Annotated in this window: 22 protein-coding genes; 16 read left to right on the top strand and 6 right to left on the bottom strand. The window is 39.0% G+C overall.

Annotated elements, in window-relative coordinates; translation table 11 throughout:
• The first annotated feature begins 202 nt into the window (after window positions 1-202).
• Window positions 203-1,174, top strand: coding sequence for a phosphate acetyltransferase (pta, locus tag EPL02_RS09535; protein WP_094910996.1), 972 nt, complete (start codon window positions 203-205; stop codon window positions 1,172-1,174).
• A 35-nt stretch (window positions 1,175-1,209) separates the two neighbouring features.
• Here pta and lipL read toward each other — a convergent pair whose 3' ends face one another.
• Together lipL and EPL02_RS09525 are read right to left on the bottom strand one after the other, a co-directional pair.
• Entirely contained in the window at window positions 1,210-2,064 is an 855-nt protein-coding gene (lipL, locus tag EPL02_RS09530) for an octanoyl-[GcvH]:protein N-octanoyltransferase (protein WP_131887549.1), read from the bottom strand.
• 121 nt (window positions 2,065-2,185) lie between these two features.
• A complete protein-coding gene (locus EPL02_RS09525) occupies window positions 2,186-2,851 on the bottom strand; it encodes an RsfA family transcriptional regulator (protein ID WP_094910998.1) in 666 nt (221 codons plus the stop codon).
• Window positions 2,852-3,059: 208 nt separating this feature from the next.
• Between EPL02_RS09525 and EPL02_RS09520 the strand changes: the two genes are divergently transcribed.
• The 3 genes from EPL02_RS09520 to EPL02_RS09510 all read left to right on the top strand — a co-directional run bounded on the left by EPL02_RS09520 (window position 3,060) and on the right by EPL02_RS09510 (window position 5,242).
• Window positions 3,060-3,284: a YuzB family protein gene (locus tag EPL02_RS09520; RefSeq protein ID WP_094910999.1), complete on the top strand. Its 225-nt coding sequence runs from the start codon at window positions 3,060-3,062 to the stop codon at window positions 3,282-3,284.
• Window positions 3,285-3,396: 112 nt separating this feature from the next.
• Window positions 3,397-4,698, top strand: coding sequence for an HD domain-containing protein (locus tag EPL02_RS09515; RefSeq protein ID WP_131887548.1), 1,302 nt, complete (start codon window positions 3,397-3,399; stop codon window positions 4,696-4,698).
• Window positions 4,699-4,726: 28 nt separating this feature from the next.
• On the top strand, window positions 4,727-5,242 hold the full coding sequence (locus tag EPL02_RS09510) for a YwgA family protein (protein WP_094911001.1): 516 nt from the start codon (window positions 4,727-4,729) through the stop codon (window positions 5,240-5,242).
• Between the two features lie 58 nt (window positions 5,243-5,300).
• On the opposite strand, the gene EPL02_RS09505 is transcribed toward EPL02_RS09510, so the two are convergent.
• Window positions 5,301-5,486 (bottom strand): 2-hydroxymuconate tautomerase, encoded by a 186-nt coding sequence (locus EPL02_RS09505; RefSeq protein WP_025908713.1) that lies wholly within the window; start codon window positions 5,484-5,486, stop codon window positions 5,301-5,303.
• Between the two features lie 146 nt (window positions 5,487-5,632).
• On the opposite strand from EPL02_RS09505, the gene EPL02_RS09500 reads away from it, so the two are divergent.
• Together EPL02_RS09500 and EPL02_RS09495 are read left to right on the top strand one after the other, a co-directional pair.
• Window positions 5,633-6,280, top strand: a complete 648-nt coding sequence (locus tag EPL02_RS09500; RefSeq protein WP_094911002.1) for a site-2 protease family protein — start codon at window positions 5,633-5,635, stop codon at window positions 6,278-6,280.
• Window positions 6,281-6,298: 18 nt separating this feature from the next.
• The gene (locus tag EPL02_RS09495) at window positions 6,299-6,808 is read left to right on the top strand and encodes a YwhD family protein (RefSeq protein ID WP_131887547.1); all 510 of its coding nucleotides are present in this window, start codon (window positions 6,299-6,301) and stop codon (window positions 6,806-6,808) included.
• Between the two features lie 35 nt (window positions 6,809-6,843).
• Here EPL02_RS09495 and EPL02_RS09490 read toward each other — a convergent pair whose 3' ends face one another.
• The gene (locus EPL02_RS09490) at window positions 6,844-8,916 is read right to left on the bottom strand and encodes a transglycosylase domain-containing protein (RefSeq protein ID WP_131887546.1); all 2,073 of its coding nucleotides are present in this window, start codon (window positions 8,914-8,916) and stop codon (window positions 6,844-6,846) included.
• 368 nt (window positions 8,917-9,284) lie between these two features.
• Between EPL02_RS09490 and speE the strand changes: the two genes are divergently transcribed.
• From speE to argS, 4 genes are all read left to right on the top strand, one after another.
• Window positions 9,285-10,112 (top strand): spermidine synthase, encoded by an 828-nt coding sequence (speE, locus tag EPL02_RS09485; RefSeq protein WP_094911005.1) that lies wholly within the window; start codon window positions 9,285-9,287, stop codon window positions 10,110-10,112.
• Window positions 10,113-10,269: 157 nt separating this feature from the next.
• Window positions 10,270-11,148 carry an agmatinase gene (gene speB / locus EPL02_RS09480; RefSeq protein ID WP_061785339.1) on the top strand — a complete coding sequence of 293 codons (879 nt, stop codon included), beginning with the start codon at window positions 10,270-10,272 and terminating at the stop codon, window positions 11,146-11,148.
• A gap of 157 nt (window positions 11,149-11,305) precedes the next feature.
• On the top strand, window positions 11,306-11,755 hold the full coding sequence (locus EPL02_RS09475) for a YwiB family protein (RefSeq protein ID WP_025908719.1): 450 nt from the start codon (window positions 11,306-11,308) through the stop codon (window positions 11,753-11,755).
• Entirely contained in the window at window positions 11,742-13,412 is a 1,671-nt protein-coding gene (gene argS / locus EPL02_RS09470; protein ID WP_094911006.1) for an arginine--tRNA ligase, read from the top strand. The genes EPL02_RS09475 and argS overlap by 14 nt, the downstream gene beginning before the upstream one ends.
• A 29-nt stretch (window positions 13,413-13,441) precedes the next feature.
• On the opposite strand, the gene uvsE is transcribed toward argS, so the two are convergent.
• The gene (gene uvsE / locus EPL02_RS09465) at window positions 13,442-14,395 is read right to left on the bottom strand and encodes a UV DNA damage repair endonuclease UvsE (protein ID WP_131887545.1); all 954 of its coding nucleotides are present in this window, start codon (window positions 14,393-14,395) and stop codon (window positions 13,442-13,444) included.
• A gap of 23 nt (window positions 14,396-14,418) precedes the next feature.
• Entirely contained in the window at window positions 14,419-15,615 is a 1,197-nt protein-coding gene (gene cls, locus EPL02_RS09460) for a cardiolipin synthase (RefSeq protein ID WP_131887544.1), read from the bottom strand.
• 191 nt (window positions 15,616-15,806) lie between these two features.
• Here cls and EPL02_RS09455 point away from each other — a divergent pair, with 191 nt between their 5' ends.
• From EPL02_RS09455 to EPL02_RS09430, 6 genes are all read left to right on the top strand, one after another.
• Window positions 15,807-17,921, top strand: coding sequence for a (Fe-S)-binding protein (locus tag EPL02_RS09455; protein WP_094911008.1), 2,115 nt, complete (start codon window positions 15,807-15,809; stop codon window positions 17,919-17,921).
• A 144-nt stretch (window positions 17,922-18,065) separates the two neighbouring features.
• Window positions 18,066-19,244 carry an acetyl-CoA C-acetyltransferase gene (locus EPL02_RS09450; RefSeq protein ID WP_131887543.1) on the top strand — a complete coding sequence of 393 codons (1,179 nt, stop codon included), beginning with the start codon at window positions 18,066-18,068 and terminating at the stop codon, window positions 19,242-19,244.
• A gap of 15 nt (window positions 19,245-19,259) precedes the next feature.
• A complete protein-coding gene (locus EPL02_RS09445; RefSeq protein ID WP_131887542.1) occupies window positions 19,260-20,114 on the top strand; it encodes a 3-hydroxybutyryl-CoA dehydrogenase in 855 nt (284 codons plus the stop codon).
• Window positions 20,115-20,125: 11 nt separating this feature from the next.
• Window positions 20,126-21,238: an acyl-CoA dehydrogenase family protein gene (locus EPL02_RS09440; protein ID WP_131887541.1), complete on the top strand. Its 1,113-nt coding sequence runs from the start codon at window positions 20,126-20,128 to the stop codon at window positions 21,236-21,238.
• Window positions 21,239-21,254: 16 nt separating this feature from the next.
• Window positions 21,255-22,394, top strand: coding sequence for an acyl-CoA dehydrogenase (locus EPL02_RS09435; protein WP_094911012.1), 1,140 nt, complete (start codon window positions 21,255-21,257; stop codon window positions 22,392-22,394).
• Window positions 22,395-22,416: 22 nt separating this feature from the next.
• Entirely contained in the window at window positions 22,417-23,046 is a 630-nt protein-coding gene (locus tag EPL02_RS09430) for a TetR/AcrR family transcriptional regulator (protein WP_094911013.1), read from the top strand.
• Window positions 23,047-23,062: the final 16 nt, after the last annotated feature.

The following is a 23,062-nucleotide window of genomic DNA, read 5'->3' as shown; positions in this document are numbered from 1 at the left end:
GAAAAACTCATGAATTGTGATTAAAAAAGCACAATTTACGCTATGCTAAAAGGGAAGTTGAAAGTATATTTAATTGAATTTTAGAAATTTAAAGACTTTTTACTGTTATCAAATTGTTAAAGGACATGCCTTTGATTTTTTTTCGAAGTGGAGTATCCTATTACATGGAAACTGTTTTTTAACATATTGAGGAGGACTTAGTTTGAGCAATTTATTTACTGGTTTAAAAGAAAAGGTATCTGCAAGCAATGTATCAATCGTATTTCCAGAAGGTTTAGATGAGCGTATTCTTGGAGCGGTAGCTCGTTTAGCTGCAGATAAAGTTGTAACGCCAATCGTTATTGGAAACGAAGAAGAAGTACAGGCTAAAGCAAAAAGCTTGAACGTAATTTTAGATGGAGTGCAAATCTTTGATCCTCATAATTATGATGGATTTGATGAAATGGTAGCTGCATTTGTAGAGCGCCGTAAAGGAAAAGCGACTGAAGAAGCAGCGCGTAAAATTTTATTAGACGAAAATTACTTTGGCACAATGCTTGTTCATATGGGCAAAGCAGATGGCCTTGTAAGCGGAGCTGCACATTCAACAGCTGATACAGTGCGTCCAGCGCTACAAATTATTAAAACAAGAGAAGGCGTAACAAAAACATCAGGCGTATTCATCATGGTTCGTGGTGACGAGAAGTACGTATTTGCTGATTGTGCAATTAATATTGCTCCAAATAGCCAAGATTTAGCTGAAATTGCAATCGAAAGTGCACGCACAGCTAACATGTTTGACGTAGATCCACGTGTTGCAATGCTTAGTTTCTCAACAAAAGGATCAGCTAAATCACCAGAAACTGAAAAAGTAGCAGATGCTGTTAAAATTGCAAAAGAGATGGCACCAAACCTAACTTTAGACGGTGAATTCCAGTTTGACGCAGCATTTGTACCATCTGTTGCTGAAAAGAAAGCACCGGGTTCAGATATTAAAGGTGATGCAAATGTATTTGTATTCCCAAGTCTTGAAGCTGGTAATATTGGATACAAGATCGCTCAACGCTTAGGTAATTTCGAAGCAGTTGGCCCAATTCTTCAAGGTTTAAACAAGCCGGTTAACGACCTTTCACGTGGTTGTAACGAAGAGGATGTATACAAATTAGCTTTAATTACAGCTGCTCAAGCACTGTAAACGCATAAAAAAAACGCCATTTAACGGCGTTTTTTTTATGCATTTAGAAAAGCCCCTAACGCTTTTTCGTTTCGGTCATACATTCGTTGTAGCTGTGTGTCAAACAATTCAAGTTCTGCTGCTTGTAGGGGAACCATCTCTAAGGAAGCTCCGGTGGATTGTAATGTTTGAAACGTTAGCATCATTACATCGCTTACCGTTAGCTCAACGTTTAACAGCTGTGAAAGAGAGGCCATTGTCTCTGGAACAATCGTTGGATATGTAAACTTTGTCTCAGTATTTGCTAGGCCTCTTTGGTAAAATTCTTTAATAACACTAGCTCTTTTGGCTCCATCACCTGATACGCAGAGATAAATCTGTACAGCAACTCCACCTCGTACACGGCGCTGTGAGATACCTGCAAATTTTTGACCACCGATGCTTAAGTCGTAGCTTCCTGGACAGTATGAACCGACAATTTCTCTTGCTTCAATGTCAGTTGTATAGCCAGCAAACATTGCTTTAATTAAATCAAACATCGCATCATATCCTCGGTCTATATCAATGCCTTTTTCTGCATCCGGAAAGATAAGTGAAATATTTAGAACACCTTCATCAAGTACGACGGCTAGTCCTCCAGAATTACGAACAATTGGTTGATAGCCTTGTTCTTGCAAATAGCGAATACCTTCAGCTAAACGTGGAAGCTTTGTGTCTTGAATACCAAGAACAATTGTATCGTGATGCACCCAAGAGCGAACTGTCGCGGGAGACTCGTCCTTTCCAACACTTGTGCAAAGAGTATCATCTATCGCGAAAGATTGCTTTGCATCAAATTCTGGACCTAAGCTTGATTGATCAATGATGCGCCATGTTGGCTGTTGTAAAAGATTTGATTTATATATAGACATGTTCCATAACTCCTTTATGAAGTAAACGAACATATTATAGCATATTTAAGAATCAGAGTATGACAAGGCGTAAGTTATTTCCAATAAAAAAGGGGGCATAAGGATGCCACCTTTGGATGCATTATTCAGCTAACTTTTCTAAATTTCCGTTACGGTCCATTTTAAACGAAGTAGCTGATCGGTCTTCTTCGTCAAATAACACCAGCTTGCGGGCACGGTTCATGATTTGCATTAATGTTTCATAGTCTTCTTGAATAGTAGTAGCATTTGCTTCAAGCTGCGTTACTTGCTTTTCAAGATCTTGAATTTTGCGGTGTAAGTCATCGTTTTCTTTACGTAAACGAGAATTCTCATGTTGAATTGCCTGCATGTTTCCAGTTTGGCCTCTAAATGTTTCTAAATAGCGTATGACTAAGTCAATCGATAAACTATCATTACTGGCTGTTATAGTGGGAGCAGAGACTGGGATTGCCTCGTACACTTCCTCTGTAACGTGTTCTATAGTTGGTGTAGGTGGTGTATATAAAAGCTTTTTCTTGCCTTGTTCTTGTCCAAGGGCACGCATGCGTTGCTTACGCTGTTTTTTCGCGAGCTGGAGCGCTTTTTCATATTGATGTCTTACCACGGCATTCCAGCGAAATCCGCAAGCCGCAGACGTACGATTTAGTTCATCTCCAACTTCTTCAAACGCGTTTAATTGGGTACTTCCTTCTCTTACATGTCTTAAAACCGTTTCTGCTAAAAGTAAATCATTTTCTTCTGTCCACGCATCTTGTCTATCTTTCACGTATTTCACTCCTCATTTTTATATGATTGGTAGCTACCATGTTTTGTAGTATTTAGTATGTACGGATTAGCGTAGAGTTATACTATTTTTTCTAGAAGTATGATAGATTTTGGCACTTTTCGAAACTTGCACTCCTATGCAAATAACGGTAAAATACCCTTTAGGCAAAAAAGATATGTGTAAGCACTTTTGAAAGGATTGTGTCAGCATGACAAATGAATTTAGAATTTGTGATGATTGTCAGGCAACAAATGTGAAGACGTTGTTACCTCGACTTCAAAAAATAGATGCATGTGCAGATGTAAAAGTGGGCTGTCAATCATACTGTGGTCCAGGACGTAAAAAGTCATTCGCATTTGTAAATAACCGCCCTGTAGCTGCGCCAACAGAGGACGAGCTAATTGAAAAAATTGAGAAAAAACTAAACAAATAAAATAAAATCACCTTTGTCCTAAGCAAAAGGTGATTTTTTATTCTGACTAGGAATTTTTAAACACCTTGTCGAAGAAGACATACTAACAACGTCAAGATAGAGAGGTATGTAAATGGCATATCTAAATGAAAAACTTAGTGAAGAAAAAGTATTTAAAGACCCTGTTCACCGCTATATCCACGTACGAGACCGATTAATCTGGGAGCTCATCGGTACATCTGAATTTCAGCGTTTACGTCGAATTCGTCAGCTAGGAACAACCTATTTAACGTTTCACGGTGCTGAACATAGTCGTTTTAATCATTCTTTAGGTGTATATGAGATTGTGCGTCGAATCATTGATGACGTATTTCGAAACCGCCCAGAATGGGACGACGATGAAAGGCTTCTTTGCTTATGTGCGGCACTTTTACACGATTTAGGACATGGTCCATTCTCTCATTCTTTTGAAAAGGTATTTCACCTGGACCATGAAGAGTTTACTCAAGCAATTATTTTGGGAAATACAGAAGTAAATCGTGTATTGAAAAAAGCGGGAGCAGATTTTCCAAAAAAGGTAGCAGAAGTGATTGCGAAAACGTACAAAAATAAGTTGGTGGTGAGCTTGATTTCAAGCCAAATTGATGCCGACCGAATGGATTATTTACAGCGTGATGCTTATTATACAGGGGTAAGCTATGGACACTTTGATATGGAGCGTATTCTGCGCGTAATGCGGCCACAAGAAGAGCAAGCTGTCATTAAGCATAGCGGTATGCATGCAGTTGAGGATTACATCATGAGTCGTTATCAAATGTATTGGCAAATTTATTTTCATCCTGTAACGCGCAGTGCGGAAGTCATCTTAACTAAAATTCTACATCGTGCGAAAGAGCTTCATCAAAAATCCTATGAGTTTCGCCAGCCGCCTGTTCATTTTTATTCGATTTTTAAAGATGAAATATCACTAGAAGAGTACTTAAGGTTGGACGAGTCTGTTGTCATGTTTTATTTTCAGGCTTGGCAAGATGAAGAAGATAATATTTTAGCAGATTTATGTCGTAGATTTATGAACCGTAACCTTTTTAAATATATCGAGTTCAATCCAAACCTCCAAATGAAAATGTGGATGGAGCTAACAACATTATTTAAAAAAGCTGGAATTGATCCTGATTATTATTTAGTTGTTGATTCATCCAGTGACTTACCGTACGACTTTTATCGTCCAGGTGAAGAAGAGGAGCGCTTGCCAATCCATTTGTTAATGCCAAACGGTGAAGTAAGAGAGCTATCGCGACAGTCTGAAATTGTTGAGTCCATTTCAGGGAAGAAACGAACGGATCATAAACTTTATTTTCCACAAGATCTAATCGATCAGTTATCGTCAAAAAGAAAAGTGAAAGACCAAATTTTACAGCTATTAAAAAGTAATTAGAGTTAAATAGTATAGGAGTTGAAGGGCTGTGTTAAATGATCACGCAAAGATTATTAAAGTGTTCTCAGCAGCGGGAGAAATTGTAGGGAGAAAAAAGCTCCAAAAAATGATTTTTATTGGAAAAAAGCTAGAGTTTCCTTTTTATGAGCGCTATAATTTCCATTTTTTTGGTCCGTATTCAGAGGAACTTACCCTTCGAGTAGAAGAATTGTGTAATCTAGGCTTTTTGCAGGAATTAAAAGAAAATAAGGGGGGCTATATGCAGTACCGATACGCACTAACTCAGGCTGGAAATGAGTTTCTAAGCCATTATGAGCTAGAGTTACCCCATTTACAGGAAGTCATGACGGATATGAACAACCAGTCTTCAAAGTTTTTAGAGCTTGTCTCAACAATTTTATACTTTGATGGATTATCGAAAGAAGAAGTGAGTGAAAAAGTGTTTACGTTAAAGAGTAAACAGAACTATACAGAAGAAGACATTGAACAAGCATATGCATATATTGAAAATCTAAAAGCGGTTACGTTTGACCGTGTTCATTAATAAAAAGCCCTCTGCATCGGTTCAGAGGGCTTTGTTCAATGAATAAACGATATGTATCTTATTGATCGCTTAAGCGTTTACCGTTTACTGCATAGTGGTTTTTTGACATTTCTTCAATAAAAACCGCGATTTTCTCAGAAGGGGCACCTGTTGTTTCAGATACAGCAGCGGTTACTTTCTCAACAAGAGCTCTTTTTTGATCTTCAGTGCGACCTTCAAGCATTTTTACCGTTACATATGGCATAATAATTTCACTCCTTTTCTTCAGTGTCTTCTTCAGTGTAGTCCTTTTACATTGAAAAATACACCCTCATCTAATGATGAAATAATTAAATTATAGTATACTCGATGTATTATTGTAATTCAGAATGATTATAAAGGAGAGAGCGAGTGAATCAATTTTTAGCTTTTCCGCTTGAATATATTCCGTACGTTGCTATTACGCTAATTATCGCATTTACGCTACATGAATTTGCGCATGCTTTTGTTGCATACAAGTTTGGAGACGAGACGGCAAAGAAACAAGGGCGGTTGACGCTATCGCCTCTTTCCCATTTAGATCCGCTAGGAACAATTCTTCTACTTGTCGTGGGGTTTGGCTGGGCTAAACCTGTACCTGTTAATCGTTTTTTCTTCAAGAATCCGCGTCTAGCTGGTGTATTAGTTTCAATTGCAGGGCCGCTTAGTAACCTATTGCTTGCATTTTTAGGGGTTCTTGGTTGGTTTTTGGTGCTGCGCTTTGGCTTAGATACAGAGCCAATATATACATTTTTTAATCTGTTTATCACGATTAATCTTGTTTTATTTTTATTTAATCTGCTGCCATTTCCGCCGCTTGATGGCTATCGTATCATAGAAGATCTTGTTCCAAACACAGTGCGCGCAAAAATGACGCAGTATGAGTCGTGGGGAATCTTGTTATTTTTAGTGTTAATTATTACACCGCTTGACCGCTATATTATTGCCCCTATATATGACATTGGGATCCCATTTTTTGTTGAGCTGTTTCAGCAACTTCTGGGACCGTTATTAACTTAAGTAAGGAGCGTTTTAACAATGGATCAACCGAAAAAAAAGAAAAATATTGGATTTAATATTATTAAGAATGATTCAACAGATGGACATGGAGGTTTTGGGGTTGGAGCACTAAGCTTAGAGAACATTTCACCGGTTTTTGTGTGTCCATCAGACGAAGAAGCTTTTGTTGATATCGGTGCGATGCATGCAAGGAGCGTGGTTGAAAAAGGAATTAAGTTTTTACCAAACAAAGACGAAGTTCCTAACGGCAAGCTCTATTGGCTTGTTTGGGTGACAATTGATCGTAATCCAGCAGGCCCTTATTATGCTGGCGTAACGGCATGTGAAATGACGGTAGATCGTGAGATTCGTCGTGGATACAAGTCGCTTCCAGAGCATGTGAATAAAATGGATAAATCTATGAAGCGCCGTATTATGGTAGACGAAATGGATAATAAGTCAAAAACAATCTTAAAAGATTTTCTATCTGCTCATGATAAGGAAATTTGGGAACGTTCTAGTGACGAATTAAAAGAAGCTTTATCATGAGAAAAAGGCCCTTGGCATTATGCCAAGGGCCTTTTTTAAAACCAATCGCGCAGACGATGAAAAAACCCATCCGCTTCTTCCTTCTTCTTTGGTGCTTGTTTTTTCTCTTCAGAAGCGCCTTTATCTCGACAATACGTAGTCGGTTGAGTACCTGTTAAATAATATGCTTTGTATTTCTTCGAACAAGCTTTTGTTGCGATATCACCTGTCTCAGGGTTGATATTTACGCTAACTAACCCTTTAGGTGCTTTAAATCCTTGCTTCTTCTTTCCTTCAAGTGCATCTTCCATAAACAATGCCCACATTTTTTTTGCATAAGCTTTTTCCTCGACACGTTCAATTTGTTTGCCTTGGTCATAACCTACCCAAACGCCTGATACGAGCTGAGGGGTGTATCCAATCATCCAGCTATCCGTCGATGTAGTACCGGATTTACCAGCATAATCTCTTGACAAGTATTTTAAAATTGGCTTTCCTGTTACTGTTGTATATCCATTTAATTCCTTTTGGAACATACCTGTCATCAAATGCGTTGTTAAAAATGCTAATCGCTTGTCAACAATTCTCTTTTTTTCTTGAGGTGCTTCATACACCATGTCTCCATCAGCTGTTTCAATTCGCTTAATGAATGTTGGTGAAATTTCGTTACCACCGTTTGCAAAGATGCCATATGCATTAACCATATCAATCACGCGAACAGGGGATGTGCCAAGAGCTAGGGATGGTACCTGCTTCAGCGGAGTCGAAATGCCTAATGATTTAGCTGTTTCGACCAATCGGTGCTCCCCGATAAATAAATGTGTTTTAACAGCATAAATGTTGTCTGACAGCGCAATGGCCTGTGCTAGTGTAATCGGATTATTTGCATAATAGCTGTTATAGTTACTTGGTTTATATGTTGAAACTCCATCATCTAAGGTAAACGTTGTCTCTTCACTTTGCATGGCGGTAGATTCCGTAAAGCCGTCTGCTAAAGCAGCATAATATAAAAATGGCTTCATTGTAGAGCCAGGCTGGCGCACAGCTTGAGTTGCTCTGTTAAATGGGCTTTCCTTGTAATCTCTACCGCCAATTAGTGCCTTTATTTCACCTGTTTTTGGATCCATTGCCACAAATGCTGTTTGAATATCAGAAGCTTTATTCATAACGGTATTCATTGCTTCTTCCGCTTTCTTTTGTACGCTACTATCAAGCGTTGTGTAAATTCGCAAGCCGTTTGAATGGATCATCGCCTCTGTAATTCCTAGCTCGTTTGTTAACTGCGATAAAGCTGCACTCATGAAATAAGACGCATCTTGTTTCTTCACATTTGCTTCATCTTGTGTTTTTTTGGCATATACCAAAGGTGTTACGAATGCTTTATCCGCATCTTTTTGCGAAATTTTTCCTTGGTCAACAAGTAAGTTTAAAATGATGCGCTGACGCTCTTTTGCATTTTCTTCATGAAGAAGAGGAGAATAGTAAGTAGGCCCTTTTGGAATTCCGGCTAGCATACTAGCTTCACTTAGCGTTAATTCCTTTGCTTTTTTATTAAAATACGTTTTTGAAGCAGCCTCAACTCCATAGGCGCCGTGTCCATAGTAAATAGTATTTAAATAACCTTCAAAGATTTTATCCTTGTCATAGTTAAATTCCAGGCGAATAGTATAAAGCGCCTCTTGGAATTTCCTTGTCCATGTTTTATCATGTTCTAAAAAAAGATTTCGTGCATACTGCTGCGTAATTGTGCTAGCACCTTGTACTTTACTCATTGCTTTAATATCAGCAACAATTGCTCCACCGATCCGTTTAATATCAAAGCCATTATGATCATAAAACCGCTTGTCTTCAACTGCTAATGTGGCTTCTTTAATATTGTCAGATACGCTTTCTAGAGGTACCCAATAACGTTTTTCACCGTTATGTAATTCGTCTAATACTTTACCGTTGCTGGAATAGAAAATAGCGGTTTGCGGGACAGTGAGCGTAGGTGGACCGGCAATTTTGGCGTATAAAAATATACTGATATAGGCAATCCCGATACATACAGTACATAGAAGTGCAAGAACAAGTAGAATGCGAAAAAGGCGTCTAGCTTTCTTAAAGTGTTCAATTAATACAGTTTCCATTGTCATCACCTCATGAGTTAACTCCTTTGGTTTCTAAAAAAGTTACGTTTTAAAGGGTACCCAGATTGATATGTGCTTTTTATTAAAAAAGGGTTTTTGTGAGCTAAATCCATTTATTTAAGCCTTTTTAATGTGTAGATTTATACAGGTAATTCAGGTAAATACAGGCTTTTAAAATGAGGTTATAGCAATTTAAAGGAATATATAGTTTAGTATGAAAAAGAAAAAGCTCTTTTAAACCTAGAAGTCTAAAAAAAAACCTTTGCTTTTCACTTAAATTCATCTATACTTTTTTTCATGTTTGTATAAATTATGTTAGGGTAATCTATGCATAGGCTAAATTCTCAAAACAGAAGGGAAGAGTTTAAATGGAATTATGGTTTACTGAAAAACAAACGAAGAATTTCGGAATTACGGCGAAAATTAAGCGCACTTTACATACAGAACAAACTGAGTTTCAAAAGCTAGATATGATTGAAACAGAAGAGTTTGGTAACATGCTAGTTCTTGATGGAATGGTAATGACAACTCAAAAAGATGAGTTTGTTTATCACGAAATGGTGGCACACGTGCCTCTATTTACACATCCAAATCCTGAAAATGTTTTAGTAGTAGGCGGCGGAGACGGTGGCGTAATCCGTGAAGTATTAAAACATCCTAGCGTAAAGAAAGCGACGCTAGTTGAAATTGATGGAAAAGTGATTGAATACTCTAAGAAGTATTTACCGGAGATTGCTGGTGAATTAGAAAATGAACGCGTTGAAGTAAAAGTAGGCGACGGTTTCATGCATATCGCAGAAAGTGAAAACGAATACGATGTGATTATGGTTGATTCTACTGAGCCAGTAGGTCCAGCAGTAAATTTATTTACGAAAGGGTTCTACGCTGGAATTTCAAAAGCGTTAAAAGAAGATGGTATCTTTGTAGCTCAAACGGACAACCCTTGGTTTACTCCTGAGTTAATTACAAACGTACAGCGTGATGTAAAAGAAATTTTCCCAATCACTCGTCTTTACGTAGCAAACATCCCAACGTACCCAAGTGGTCTGTGGACGTTCACAATTGGTTCTAAGAAGCATGATCCACTAGAGGTTAGTGAAGATCGCTTTATTGATATCGAAACAAAGTATTATACGAAAGAGCTTCATAAAGCAGCATTTGCTTTACCGAAGTTTGTAGCAGATTTAGTAAAATAAGGTGAAGCTTCAATCATTGAGGAAGTTATTTCTCTCTGATTATTCGTTGAATCACTCGAGCTTTTACAGACAGTTTAGCTGGTGTAAAGCAGACACAATAGACAAGATGTCAGTCGAAAGGCTTGGCGTCTTGTTTTTATGACAAGGAGGCATTCTCATGCGTTTTGATGAGGCATATTCAGGTAATGTATTTATAAAAAGTCATCCTAGCTTTGAAGAAAGTGAAGCCGTACTATACGGTATGCCAATGGATTGGACAGTAAGCTACCGACCAGGATCTCGTTTTGGTCCAACACGCATTCGCGAAGTATCAATTGGATTAGAAGAGTATAGTGCATATTTAGATCGAGAGCTTGAGGAAGTAAAATATTTTGATGCTGGAGATATTCCGCTCCCTTTTGGAAACGCACAGCGAAGCATCGACATGATTGAGGGCTATATCGATGAGCTGCTAGCAGCCGATAAATTTCCGCTTGGGATGGGTGGAGAGCATTTAGTTTCATGGCCAGTTATGAAAGCAATGTATAAGAAGTATCCAGATCTTGCTATCATTCATATGGATGCGCATACGGATTTACGTGAAGAGTATGAAGGTGAACCTCTTTCTCATTCCACACCAATTCGTAAAATTGCCGAGCATATTGGACCAAGCAACGTTTATTCATTTGGTATTCGTTCAGGTATGAAAGAAGAGTTTGTATGGGCGAAAGAGAACGGCATGCACATTTCAAAATTCGAAGTATTAGAGCCGTTAAAAGAAATCTTACCTAAGCTAGCAGGACGTCCAGTTTATGTAACAATTGATATCGATGTGTTAGATCCAGCTCATGCCCCAGGTACAGGTACAGTAGATGCGGGAGGTATAACATCAAAAGAACTGTTAGCCTCTATTCATGAAATTGCTAAATCAGATATTCGCGTTGTAGGTGCAGACTTAGTAGAGGTTGCCCCAATTTATGATTCTTCTGAGCAAACGGCAAATACGGCTAGTAAGCTTATTCGTGAAATGATTTTGGGTTGGGTTCAAAAGCGCTAAACAAATGTATAGAAGAGTAGGTTGCATTGAGAGAAATGTGGCCTACTCTTTTTTTACAAGATGAGCGAAAACTTGAAGTATTATTGAATTCTTGTCTCGGAATGTTTATACTATTTAAGTTATAAAGTATTCGTAAAAATTAAGGAAGTGTCTTGAGATGAATAACGCTTCAACAATTAAAAAGCCAATCGCAATTAAGATTGTGACGGACATTCGAGACGGGCACATGAAGGAAACAACAGCGGTGGAAGCTCAAGGAACGTACTATAAAAAAGACGAAGTCGTTTATTTGACGTATACGGAGCATCAAGAAGAAGTAGGGGATATTAAAACGTTACTGAAGATTAAAGAGGATGAAGTAACGATTAACCGTACCGGTGCTGTGAAAATGAAGCAGTCTTTTCGTAAAAAAGTTAAGCTTGAAGGAACGTATATGAGTCCTTATGGCCGTATGGATATGATGACATATGCTCATAACATTGAATATAAAAAGCTCCAAAAAAGAGGTCATCTCTTTTTTACGTACGATTTGACTTTACAAGGTCAATCAGTAGGTAAGTACGCTGTAACGATAACATTCAAGGAGGAAGAACATGAACATTGTTGAGCAAGTGCAAAGTAAGTTAAAAGCTGAGATTCAAGATGCAGTTGTAAAAGCTGAGCTAGCAACAAAAGATCAGCTACCGGAAGTCGTGTTAGAAGTACCAAAAGATAAAGCACACGGTGATTATTCTACAAATATGGCAATGCAGCTTGCACGAATTGCAAAAAAAGCACCTCGCGCTATTGCAGAAGAACTAGTAGCACAGTTTGATAAATCAAAAGCTTCAATTGAAAAAATTGAAATTGCAGGTCCGGGATTTATTAACTTCTACATGAACAATTCATACTTAACAGAGTTAATTCCAACCATCTTAAAAGCTGGAGAAGCTTACGGTGAATCAAACGTTGGAAACGGTGAAAAAGTTCAGGTTGAGTTTGTATCAGCAAATCCAACAGGTGATTTACACTTAGGGCATGCTCGTGGTGCAGCTGTAGGGGACTCTTTATGTAACGTTCTTGCAAAAGCAGGTTATGACGTATCTCGTGAATACTACATTAATGATGCTGGTAATCAGATTAACAACTTAGCTTATTCAGTGGAAGCACGTTATATGCAGGCTTTAGGTATGGATAAGGAAATGCCGGCTGATGGCTACCACGGTGAAGATATTATCAAAATCGGTAAAGAGTTAGCTGAAAAATATGGTAATCAGTATGTACAAGCTGATGAAACAGAGCGTTTTGAGTTTTTCCGCCAGTACGGATTAGATTATGAGCTGGAAAAATTAAAGCGTGATTTAGAGCAATTCCGCGTGAAGTTCGATGTATGGTATTCTGAGACATCTCTATATAAAAACGATAAGATTCAAGTTGCACTTGATACGTTAAAGCAACAAGGTCACGTTTATGAAGAAGAAGGAGCAACGTGGTTCCGTTCGACAACATTTGGTGATGATAAAGATCGAGTATTAATTAAAAATGATGGTTCATTTACGTACTTAACACCAGATATCGCTTATCATCAAGACAAAATTCAGCGCGGCTTTGATAAGTTAATCAACATTTGGGGTGCTGACCACCATGGTTACATTCCACGTATGAAAGCTGCAATCCAAGCACTTGGTTATGGAAAAGATACGCTAGAAGTTGAAATTATTCAAATGGTTCAGCTATATCAAAACGGTGAAAAGATGAAGATGAGTAAGCGTACTGGTAAAGCTGTTACGATGCGTGATCTTGTAGAAGAGGTTGGGTTAGACGCAACGCGCTACTTCTTTGCAATGAGAAGTGGAGATACGCACTTAGACTTCGACTTAGATTTAGCAGTTTCTCAATCAAACGAAAACCCAGTGTACTATGCACAATATGCACATGCTCGTATTTGCAGTATCTTAAAGCAAGGTACTGAAGTTGAAGAATTAACAAAAGGAAACGTAGACTATACGCTAATTCAGTCTGAGAAAGAAATGGACTTATTAAAGAAAATTGGTGAGTTCCCGCAAGCTGTTTCTGAAGCAGCAACAAAACGTATTCCTCACCGTATTACAAACTATATCTTTGACTTAGCATCAACGTTCCATAGTTTCTATAACGCAGATAAAGTTATTGATACAGATAACATTGAAACAAGCAAAGCGCGCTTAGAGCTTATCAAAGCAGTGCAAGTTACTTTACAAAATGCATTAAAATTAATTGGTGTTTCGGCTCCTGAAAAGATGTAAAAAAATCCCCTTTGAAAGGGGATTTTTTTTTACATCTTTAGCGTAGCTCCACCAATTCTTTTTACACCGCGAATTTTGGATAAGTCCTCTACAAGTTTTAATAGTGCTTGGTCTTTTAGCTTTGCTTCAATCATCACATCAAAATCTTGATTCAGCTCTTTGGCTAGTTGAAAAAACGGCTTCACAAAATCAGCAGATACGTAATCAGCATGACTGCGAAATGCTTTGTCGGACTTTGGTGAAGAAATATGTACCTTAGGTCGAATGTTTACATGCTTCCAAGTTTCAAAAATCCGTGGCAATAAATCTTCAAGAGACTGTGTTCCCAAATTTGCTTGATGGTGGTGAAAGTCAAATACAAGCGGAATTTGTTCTTTTTCACAAACTGCTAGCGTTTCTTCGGTTGTGTAAGTTTTATCATCGTTTTCAAGTGTCATTTGCTCTTTAATATGCACTGGAAGTTTCTTTAAGTTCTGGTGAAAGCGTTCCAAGGCCTTAATCTTATCTCCGTACGCTCCTCCAACATGAATATTAATTAACGATCCCTCCACGACGTCCATTGCTTCTAGCATTTGATAGTGATAGTTCATATCTAAAACAGCATTATCAGTAATATGCGGCTTATCGCTTGTAAACAACGTGAACTGGTTAGGGTGAAAACTTACTCGTAGCTGATGAGACTTTATTAAGTGACCAAGTTCGTTCCACTCTTGTTGAAAAGGTGTTACAAAATCCCAGGCAACTTCAGGATGAGTCGCCAAAGGAACAAGGGAAGAAGAAAGACGGTAAAGCATGATTTCATGTGCAATGTTATAGTGTAGAGCTCGTTTGGTATGGTACAAGTTCTGCTGAGTAACATCATACAATTTCTTCATACGTTCATCTTTTGAGAGCTTACTCCAGCGTGCAAACGTTAATGTTTTTGCAGGTGAGCAATCCCATAAAGAGAGGGCATGAGAAACATAGCCGAATCTGACATTCATGTTTGTTAACTCCTTTTTCATAGCTATAAAAGCGGGGATATAAACGTAGCTACCCCCTGTTTAAATCTATCAAACCAATTGCGTTTTTTTATATCGGATAAAGAAAGAAGAGGACAATCGTGTAAACACATATGGAACGTTTCTTTTACATGCTTAATAAAAGCAGGGTCAAAGATAAAGCAATTGATTTCGCCATTTAAAAACAAACTTCTTTTATCAAAATTAGCGGTTCCTACATCACAAATTCGCTCATCAGCAATCATCACTTTTCCGTGATAGAAACCATAATAAAATTGATGAACCTGGCACCCCGCTTCGACTAAAGTTGGAAGGTAAGAGAATGCTGCATCGCGAACGAGTGGATGGTCTGCTCGCATCGGGATGAGAATATAAACCATAACCCCTCGTTTTCGTGCTTCTAAAATGGCTGTCATTAAGGCTTCTGTTGGGATAAAGTAAGGAGTTCCAATACAAAGTTCATCTTTTGCTTCGTTAATGATGTGCAAGAAATGATCCTCTAAGGAAACACCTTCCGTTGAGCGAAGCTGAACGGTTTGCATAGAGGGGTCTTTTATTTGCTTACTAATTCCCTCTTCCTCGTGTTCTTCATTGTTCGCAGATGAGCCCCAATCTGTTAAAAACTGCGTTTGCAAATCAGTGACGGCTTCTCCCGTTATTTTTAAATGATAATCTTTCCAAATGCCTAACTTCGGGTCTAAGCCCAAATATTCTTGACCAATATTAAACCCTCCAACATAACCGACGGACTCATCAATAATGGTTATTTTTCGATGATTTCTTGCGTTGATTGTGTAAAATAAGTAAGGGAATTTTATACGGCGGCTAAATGAAAACTTTACTCCGCAAGATTGAAGATGATTTCTCGTCTTTCGATTAAGTTTCATACTACCGATGCGGTCAACGAGTAGGCGAACGTCAACTTTCTGATTGGCTTTTTCGCAGAGAAGATCCACAAATTGTTGGCTAACCTGATCGTTCTTAACAATGTAAAAAGAAATGTGAATGGAATGCTGAGCTTGTTCAATTGACTTAAACAAGTCATTGTAAAGCTTTGTTCCATCTGTAAAAAGTTTGAGAGACGCTTGACGCATTGGAAATGTACGCTCTTTTTGCATGAGTTCCTTTTTGCCAACACCTAAATCAATAGCAAACCATGCCACAATCAAAATAACGATTAAAATAATTATAGTAGCCAACATTTCCTTTCCCTCCCTCCATCAAGCGAATAATTTACGATGATTATCTTATTTCTGTTCTTAGTTTCACCTCGTTTAAATAGAATATGAACAAAAAAGAAAGAAAACATGTTGACTGAATGTTCATTCATTATATAAAATGAAGAAAAGTTCATTATTTTCTAAATTTTCATCAGGGAGAGGGAGGGAATTATGTGTCAGCTTTATTGTGGGTCAATTTAATTTTGTTTCTAATTGTAACCGCTTACGCTGCGTCGCTGTTCATTTACTTAATTCGAACCAGGTTGATGTATATTCAATTGGGTAAGAAAGTTGAGTTTGATCAAAAGCTAAAAGAAAGGCTAAACAAAGTCTGGGTTAATGTCTTTGGTCAGAAAAAGTTACTAAAAGATAAGAAAAGTGGAATTATCCACGTTCTTTTTTTCTACGGTTTTATTCTAGTTCAGTTCGGTGCAATTGATTTTATTTTAAAAGGGCTAGTTCCTGGATCACATCTACCACTAGGTCCGCTATATCCAGGCTTTACATTCTTTCAAGAAATTGTAACTGTATTAATTTTAATTGCTGTTGTATGGGCTTTCCACCGTCGTTATGTTGAAAAGCTTGTTCGATTAAAAAGAGGATTTAAATCAGGATTGGTTCTCCTGTTTATCGGTAGTTTGATGCTTTCGGTACTAATTGGAAACGGAATGTCACTAATCTGGCATGATCATGATTTAGCTTGGACGGAGCCAATTGCGTCATCTGTTGCGTTTCTTTTAAATGGAATCGGTGAAACCGCGTCTATTGTCATTTTTTATGTAGCATGGTGGGTTCATTTACTGGTTTTATTAGCATTTTTAGTGTACGTACCTCAGTCGAAGCATGCACATTTAATTGCAGGTCCAGCGAATGTGTTTTTTAATCGTATTTCTAAGCCGGGGAAGTTAGAGAAAATTGACTTTGAAGACGAGTCTCAAGAAACATTTGGTGTGGGGAAAATTGAAGATTTTACACAGAATCAACTCATTGACTTGTATGCATGTGTAGAGTGTGGACGTTGTACGAATATGTGTCCAGCGACTGGGACAGGAAAAATGCTTTCACCTATGGATTTAATTTTGAAACTGCGCGACCATTTGACTGAAAAAGGAGCTGTCGTGACTTCTAGGGCGCCTTGGGTTCCTACGTATGCTTTTGCCAATACAAAAGGAAATCAGCTTGCTGTTATGGGGGCAAGCCAAAGCAGTAGCGAAGTAGCGGCTACTTTAGAATACAATCCTTCTTTAATTGGAGACGTAATCACAGAAGAAGAAATTTGGGCATGTACGACCTGTCGAAATTGTGAAGATCAATGTCCTGTAATGAACGAGCATGTGGATAAAATTATTGACCTTCGCCGCTTTTTAGTTTTAACAGAAGGAAAAATGGATCCAGATGCTCAAAGAGCGATGACAAATATCGAGCGTCAAGGAAATCCATGGGGGCTAAATCGTAAAGAAAAAGAAACATGGAGAGAGATGCGAGAAGATATTCATGTACCAACGGTTAAAGAAATGAAGAAAAGCGGAGAGGAATTTGAATATTTATTTTGGGTCGGTTCAATGGGGTCTTATGATAATCGAAGTCAAAAAATTGCGCTTTCCTTTGCCAAGTTGCTAAATGAAGCAGGAGTTAAGTTTGCCATCTTAGGAAACAAAGAAAAGAACTCTGGAGATACGCCTCGTCGACTAGGGAACGAGTTCTTATTTCAAGAGTTAGCTGCGAAGAATATTGAGGAATTTGAAAAGAATGACGTAAAGAAGATTGTCACGATTGATCCTCATGCATATAACATTTTCAAAAATGAGTATTCAGACTTTGGGTTAGAAGCAGAAGTTTATCATCATACAGAGCTTTTAGCACAGCTTGTAAAAGAAGGAAAGTTAAAGCCAAACTTTCCAATTGAAGAAACAGTTACGTTTCACGATTCCTGTTATTTAGGAAGATATAACGAAGTATATGATCCGCCACGTGAAATCTTAAAAGCAATTCCAGGAGTGAAAATAGTTGAGATGGTTCGAAATCGTGAAAGTGGAATGTGCTGTGGTGCAGGAGGAGGGCTCATGTGGGCAGAGGAAACTTCTGGTCAGCGAATTAACGTAGCGCGTACAGAACAAGCGCTAGAAGTAAACCCGGGTATTATTAGTTCTGGTTGCCCTTACTGTTTAACAATGATTAGCGATGGTACAAAAGCGAAAGAAGTTGAAGAAAAAGTAGGAACATATGATGTAGCTGAGCTTTTAGAAAAATCAATCTTTGGAACAAGCGAAGCAAAACAACCTGTTTGATAAGAGAGTTTATTACACAAGCATAAAGGTTTAGAAGCCCCCCAAATGCTACTAAAAGCACGGGGGCTACAACCTTGTAAGGGATAGAAAGTTTGCTTGCCATCAAGTTGAGCAAACGTTCAATCGAAAAAGGGGGAGTTATAGATGAAGAAGTCTGTCATTGTCAGTGCTGTGCGTACGCCTTTTGGTAAATTAGGGGGAGGGCTAAGCTCACTCACTGCCTCAGAGCTCGGTGGCCACGCTATAAAATCGGCGGTTCAGCGTGCTGGTGTAGAGGCAGAAAAGATTGATTCGGTTATTATGGGCTGTGTACTTCAAGGGGGACAAGGACAATTGCCATCTCGTCAAGCGCTGCATCATGCTGGTTTACCTTGGAGTGTGCAAACAGAAACCATTAACAAAGTATGTGCATCAGGGATGAGAAGTGTTATGTTAGCAGACCAGTATATACGTTTAGGTGAAGCTTCAACCATTGTGGCCGGAGGCATGGAGTCTATGAGCAACGCACCATACCTTTTACCAAAAGCAAGATGGGGTTTTCGAATGGGAGATGGCCAAACGAAAGATTTGATGATTCATGATGGTTTAACATGCAGCTTTACAGGAGTTCATATGGGAACTTACGGAAATAGATTAGCAAATGAACTGAATATTTCCCGAGAAAAGCAGGATGAGTGGGCTTTACGTAGTCATCAGTTGGCTGTTCAAGCAGAGAGAGAGGGAAAGTGGCAAGCTGAGCTTGTGGCCATCGATGTAAAAGGACGTAAAGGAACAGAAGTAGTGAAGCAAGATGAGGGGCCACGCCATGATACGTCATATGAAAGACTGAGTACGCTGCGACCAGTATTCAATCATGATGGAACAATTACGGCAGGCAACGCACCGGGTGTAAATGACGGCGCAGCAGCATTGCTTGTAATGGATGAAGAAGAAGCAAAGCAAAATGGTTATCAACCGATTGCAACGATTATAGGTCATGACTCATTAGCTGTTGAGCCACAAAAATTTCCTGTTACGCCAGGGTTAGTAATAGAGAGTGTGTTAAAGCGTTGTAATAAAACTGTTCAAGATATTGATTTATTTGAGATTAACGAAGCCTTTGCAGCTGTAGCGCTTATGAGCATGCAAGTAGCTAACTTACCTGCTGACAAAGTGAACGTAAACGGAGGAGCTATCGCACTTGGCCATCCAATTGGGGCAAGCGGAGCGAGGATTTTAGTTACCCTTATTCACGAACTAAAGCGCCGTGGGGGTGGCTTAGGAATTGCAGCAATTTGTAGTGGCGGTGGCCAAGGTGATGCTGTGATGGTAGAAGTACATTAAAAAGGGGAGAAGGCCATGGATATTAAGAACGTACTTGTAATTGGAGCAGGACAAATGGGGTTAGGGATTGCTCAAGTTTTTATGACGTCAAATTACCATGTTTCACTTTACGATATGTCAGAAGAACAGATTAAAAAAGGAATTGCATTTATCGATAAGCAGTTAAATCGCCAAGTAGAAAAAGCTGCTATGACAAAAGCGGAAAAGGATGAAGTGATGGAGAGATTAAGTCCAATTTCGTCTCTTTCTAAGGCAAAGCAAGTAGATTTAGTAGTGGAAGCCGTCGTGGAGAAAATGGAGGTTAAACAAATGCTCTTTAAAGAGTTAGATCAGCTTATGCCACCTCATACAATCTTGGCTACCAATACATCATCCCTACCCATTACCGAAATTGCAGCCGCTACTAATCGGCCTCAACAAGTCATTGGAATGCATTTTATGAACCCAGTGCCTGTGATGAAGTTAGTGGAAATTATTCGAGGGTTAGCTACAAGCGATGAAGTGTATAAAGTAATTCACGAAACGTCTGAGCGTTTAAATAAAGTTCCTGTAGAAGTAGAAGATTTTCCTGGGTTTGTATCAAACCGAATTTTAATGCCAATGATTAATGAAGCGATTTATACGTTATATGAAGGTGTTGCAAGGAAAGAGGATATTGATGCAGTGATGAAGCTTGGCATGCGTCATCCAATGGGGCCGCTGACGCTAGCTGATTTTATTGGCTTAGATACCTGTCTATTTATTATGGAAACACTCCACAAAGGGTTTGGAGATGATAAATATCGACCGTGTCCGTTGTTAAGGAAATATGTAAAAGCGGGTTGGTTAGGGAAGAAAGTAGGTCGTGGCTTTTTTATATATGACAAGTAAGGAGTGATGAAATGCTTGCTTTTACGGATAAACAGCTCAGCTTTCAACAGCTCATTCGTAAATTTGTGGCGGATGAAGTGATAAAAGTGGTGCCCAAAATGGAGAACGGAGAGTTTCCAAAAGAGGTGTTAAAAGTCATGGGGAATGCAGGCCTTCTTGGAATTCCTATTCCAAAGGTTTACGGTGGTCAAGAGCTCGATTTTATTTCATATACCATGGCCATCCATGAAATCTCCAAAGTAAGCCCTGCTTTAGGCGTTATTTTATCTGTTCATACGTCCGTTGGTACCAATCCAATTCTTCGCTTTGGAACAGATGAACAAAAGCAGAGGTATGTGACAAAACTATCCAAAGGAGCATATCTGGGCGCTTTTGCTTTAACTGAACCGAATGCAGGCTCTGATGCAGCTAGTTTAAAAACAACTGCTGAAAGAAAAGAAGACCACTATATTGTAAACGGTTCCAAAATTTTTATCACAAATGGTGGAGAAGCAAATACGTACATTATGTTTGCGAAAACTAACAGAAGCTTAGGTTCCAAAGGAATTACCGCGTTTATTGTAGAGAAAAATATGGTTGGGTTTCACGTTGGAAAAGATGAAAAAAAGATGGGGTTAAACGGTTCTCGTACTGTGCAGCTTCACTTTGAAAATATGAAAATACCAGTTGCTAATCGCCTTGGCAACGAAGGAGAGGGCTTTAAGATTGCGATGGCCAATTTAGATGCAGGGAGAATTGGCATTGCAGCGCAGTCCTTAGGGATTGCAGAAGGAGCTCTTTATGAAGCCAAGAAAAATATAGTATTTACTGAAGAAAAAGAGAACATTCTTCAGCAAGGAAAACTTGCTGACATGGAAACTCAAGTGGAAGCAGCTCGACTACTTGTTTATCGCGCGGCTCATTTATATCAACAAGGCATGAAATGTACAAAACAAGCTTCAATGGCAAAGCTTTTTGCTTCACAAGCTGCAATGAATATTACGACAGAAGCCATTCAGCTTATTGGACTTGGAGGAGCGACACAAGCCCATGCTGTAGAACGTTTATTCCGAGATGCAAAGGTATGTGAAATTTATGAAGGAACAAGTGAAATTCAGCGTATCGTAATCAGTAAATCTTTATAAATTGGGGGAGCTTAACATGTATTTTAAACTATCAGAAGAGCATGAAATGATTCGGAAAATGGTTCGAGATTTTGCTAAGAATGAGGTAGGGCCTACAGCTGAAGAGAGAGATGAAGAAGAGCGTTTTGATCGAGATATCTTTCGAAAGATGAGTGAGCTAGGATTAACTGGCATCCCGTGGCCAGAAGAGTATGGAGGAATTGGAAGCGACTATTTAGCTTATTGTATAGCCGTTGAAGAGCTGTCGCGCGTATGTGCATCAACAGGAGTGACACTGTCAGCCCATACCTCTCTTGCTGGGTGGCCAATCTTTAAGTTTGGTAGCGAAGAGCAAAAGCATAAGTACTTAAAACCGATGGCTCAAGGAGAAAAAATTGGTGCTTACGGACTTACTGAGTCGAGTGCAGGATCTGATGCGGGAGGCATGAAAACGACCGCTGTAAAAGAAGGCGATTTTTATGTATTAAACGGCTCGAAGATCTTCATTACAAACGGTGGAGAAGCGGATATTTATGTCGTGTTTGCCCGTACAAATCCAGCAGAAAAACAAAAAGGAACGAGCGCATTCATCGTGGAGAAGAATACGGAAGGATTCTCTGTTGGAAAGAAAGAAAAGAAGCTAGGTATTCGTTCATCACCCACAACGGAAATTATCTTTGAGAACTGTCGAGTGCCAAAAGAGAATCTACTGGGCAACGAAGGAGACGGCTTTAAGATTGCCATGATGACGCTGGATGGTGGACGAAACGGTATTGCTGCTCAAGCGGTAGGGATTGCTCAAGGAGCTCTAGACGCAGCGGTGGCGTATGCAAAAGAGCGTCACCAGTTTGGCAAGCCCATTATTGCGCAGCAGGGAATTGCGTTTAAGTTAGCTGATATGGCAACTAGCATTGAGGCAGCACGACTATTAACGTATCAGGCAGCTTGGTTAGAAGGAGAAGGGCTACCTTATGGGAAGGAATCCGCTATGTCAAAACTTTATGCAGGTGATACTGCTATGAAAGTCACGACAGAAGCTGTTCAAGTATTTGGTGGATACGGATATACGAAGGATTATCCTGTTGAGAGATATATGAGAGATGCAAAAATTACCCAAATTTATGAAGGGACTCAAGAGGTTCAGCGTTTGGTTATTTCTCGTTACCTTTCAAAATAAAGAGCGGAGAAGGTGGATGTTGATGAGTAAAAGAGAAGTGCTTACCTCTATTAAGGATGAGCGGTTAATTGAAGAAAGACGGACGCAGATGGTGAAAGGTGCAGTTAGTCTTTTTAAAGAAAAAGGTTTTCATCGAACGACCACGAGAGAAATCGCAAAATCATCAGGATTTAGTATCGGTACGCTTTATGAATACATCCAGTCAAAAGAAGATGTTCTTTATTTAGTTTGCGACAGCATTTATGAAGAAGTAAGAGAGCGCTTAGAAGAGGAAATGCACCTTGAAGGCTATACGGTTCAATGCTTAGAAAAGGCAATTACGCATTATTTTAAGGTGATTAATGAACTTCAAGATGAAGTTCTTGTTATGTACCAAGAAGCAAAATCATTATCAAAAGATGCTCTCCCCTATGTATTAAAAAAAGAGCTTGAGATGGTGGGCATGTTTGAGACATTAATTCGTGGTTGTATCCAAAGCGAGCAATTCCTTCTAGATGACAAAGAGGTAAAGTTGCTAGCCCATCATATTTTTGTCCAGGGGCAGATGTGGGCGTTTAGACGTTGGTGGCTGCAGCAACACTACACGCTGGAAGAATACACAAACATACAGCTGAAGTTTTTGCTAAAAGATTTTTCAGTCCAATCTGTTTAATGGGGAGGCGTCATTA

This window comes from Bacillus sp. CBEL-1, assembly GCF_004348885.1.
Classification (GTDB): domain Bacteria; phylum Bacillota; class Bacilli; order Bacillales; family Bacillaceae_H; genus Priestia; species Priestia aryabhattai_A.
The sequence above is the reverse complement of the archived record's forward strand: the minus strand, read 5'-3'. Positions and strand labels throughout refer to the sequence as shown.

What these genes read in the sequence shown, in the direction of transcription:
- EPL02_RS09515 (WP_131887548.1), top strand. Translation starts at nt 3,397, where the DNA reads ATGGCATATCTAAATGAAAAACTTAGTGAAGAAAAAGTATTTAAAGAC.
- EPL02_RS09495 (WP_131887547.1), top strand. Translation starts at nt 6,299, where the DNA reads ATGGATCAACCGAAAAAAAAGAAAAATATTGGATTTAATATTATTAAG.
- uvsE (WP_131887545.1), bottom strand. Translation starts at nt 14,395, where the DNA reads ATGAATGTCAGATTCGGCTATGTTTCTCATGCCCTCTCTTTATGGGAT.
- EPL02_RS09475 (WP_025908719.1), top strand. Translation starts at nt 11,306, where the DNA reads ATGAATAACGCTTCAACAATTAAAAAGCCAATCGCAATTAAGATTGTG.
- lipL (WP_131887549.1), bottom strand. Translation starts at nt 2,064, where the DNA reads ATGTCTATATATAAATCAAATCTTTTACAACAGCCAACATGGCGCATC.
- speE (WP_094911005.1), top strand. Translation starts at nt 9,285, where the DNA reads ATGGAATTATGGTTTACTGAAAAACAAACGAAGAATTTCGGAATTACG.
- EPL02_RS09505 (WP_025908713.1), bottom strand. Translation starts at nt 5,486, where the DNA reads ATGCCATATGTAACGGTAAAAATGCTTGAAGGTCGCACTGAAGATCAA.
- EPL02_RS09430 (WP_094911013.1), top strand. Translation starts at nt 22,417, where the DNA reads ATGAGTAAAAGAGAAGTGCTTACCTCTATTAAGGATGAGCGGTTAATT.
- argS (WP_094911006.1), top strand. Translation starts at nt 11,742, where the DNA reads ATGAACATTGTTGAGCAAGTGCAAAGTAAGTTAAAAGCTGAGATTCAA.
- EPL02_RS09445 (WP_131887542.1), top strand. Translation starts at nt 19,260, where the DNA reads ATGGATATTAAGAACGTACTTGTAATTGGAGCAGGACAAATGGGGTTA.
- EPL02_RS09440 (WP_131887541.1), top strand. Translation starts at nt 20,126, where the DNA reads ATGCTTGCTTTTACGGATAAACAGCTCAGCTTTCAACAGCTCATTCGT.
- EPL02_RS09490 (WP_131887546.1), bottom strand. Translation starts at nt 8,916, where the DNA reads ATGGAAACTGTATTAATTGAACACTTTAAGAAAGCTAGACGCCTTTTT.
- EPL02_RS09450 (WP_131887543.1), top strand. Translation starts at nt 18,066, where the DNA reads ATGAAGAAGTCTGTCATTGTCAGTGCTGTGCGTACGCCTTTTGGTAAA.
- EPL02_RS09435 (WP_094911012.1), top strand. Translation starts at nt 21,255, where the DNA reads ATGTATTTTAAACTATCAGAAGAGCATGAAATGATTCGGAAAATGGTT.
- speB (WP_061785339.1), top strand. Translation starts at nt 10,270, where the DNA reads ATGCGTTTTGATGAGGCATATTCAGGTAATGTATTTATAAAAAGTCAT.
- EPL02_RS09520 (WP_094910999.1), top strand. Translation starts at nt 3,060, where the DNA reads ATGACAAATGAATTTAGAATTTGTGATGATTGTCAGGCAACAAATGTG.
- cls (WP_131887544.1), bottom strand. Translation starts at nt 15,615, where the DNA reads ATGTTGGCTACTATAATTATTTTAATCGTTATTTTGATTGTGGCATGG.